1 protein-coding gene is annotated in these 1,222 nt (G+C 53.5%); it reads right to left on the bottom strand.

The features are described 5' to 3' along the window. Positions 1-30 precede the first annotated feature (30 nt). A protein-coding gene (locus ABLV54_RS13230) for an IS3 family transposase (protein ID WP_088765928.1) occupies positions 31-1,151 on the bottom strand; the annotation gives its coding sequence in 2 pieces (ribosomal slippage) (positions 31-893 and positions 893-1,151; 1,122 coding nt in all). Positions 1,152-1,222 lie beyond the last annotated feature (71 nt).

Genomic DNA, 1,222 nt, shown 5'->3' with positions numbered 1-1,222 from the left:
GTGACCTGCCCCCAGGATTAGATACAACCGTCAGTTAGTAAGGTCGGTTTGTTTACCTTCACATTTTCCATTTCGCCACCGTGCTGCAAACTCTGATGGCGTCTGATAATTCAGTGCTGAATGTGGACGACACTCGTTATAATCCTGCCGCCAGTCATTAATGATTTTCCTTGCGTGAACGATATCGCTGAACCAGTGCTCATTCAGGCATTCATCGCGAAATCGTCCGTTAAAGCTCTCAATAAATCCGTTCTGCGTTGGCTTGCCCGGCTGGATTAAGCGCAACTCAACACCATGCTCAAAGGCCCATTGATCCAGTGCACGGCAAGTGAACTCCGGCCCCTGGTCAGTTCTTATCGTCGCCGGATAGCCTCGAAACAGTGCAATGCTGTCCAGAATACGCGAGACCTGAACGCCTGAAATCCCAAAGGCAACAGTGACCGTCAGGCATTCCTTTGTGAAATCATCGACGCAGGTAAGACACTTGATCCTGCGACCGGTGGAAAGTGCGTCCATGACGAAATCCATCGACCAGGTCAGATTGGGCGCCGCCGGACGGAGCAGCGGCAGACGTTCTGTTGCCAGCCCTTTACGACGTCTTCTGCGTTTTACGCCCAGGCCACTGAGGTGATAAAGCCGGTACACGCGCTTATGATTAACATGAAGCCCTTCACGGCGCAGCAATTGCCAAATACGACGGTAGCCAAAACGCCTGCGCTCCAGTGCCAGCTCAGTGATGCGCCCTGATAAATGCGCATCAGCAGCCGGACGGTGAGCCTCATAGCGGCAGGTCGACAGGGATAAACCTGTAAGCCTGCAGGCACGACGTTGCGACAGACCGGTCGCATCACACATCAGCATCACGGCTTCCCGCTTCTGGTCTGTCGTCAGTACTTTCGCCCAAGAGCCACCTGAAGCGCCTCTTTATCCAGCATGGCTTCGGCAAGCAGCTTCTTGAGTCTGGCGTTCTCTTCCTCAAGCGACTTCAGGCGCTTAACTTCAGGCACCTCCATACCGCCATACTTCTTACGCCAGGTGTAAAACGTGGCATCGGAAATGGCATGCTTGCGGCAGAGTTCACGGGCGGGTACCCCAGCTTCGGCTTCGCGGAGAATACTGATGATCTGTTCGTCGGAAAAACGCTTCTTCATGGGGATGTCCTCATGTGGCTTATGAAGACATTACTAACATCGGGGTGTACTAATCAACGGGGAGCAGGTCA

The organism is Klebsiella sp. JB_Kp042, from assembly GCF_040065275.1.
Lineage (GTDB): Bacteria > Pseudomonadota > Gammaproteobacteria > Enterobacterales > Enterobacteriaceae > Klebsiella > Klebsiella quasipneumoniae.
This window is presented reverse-complemented; position numbering and strand designations above follow the sequence as displayed.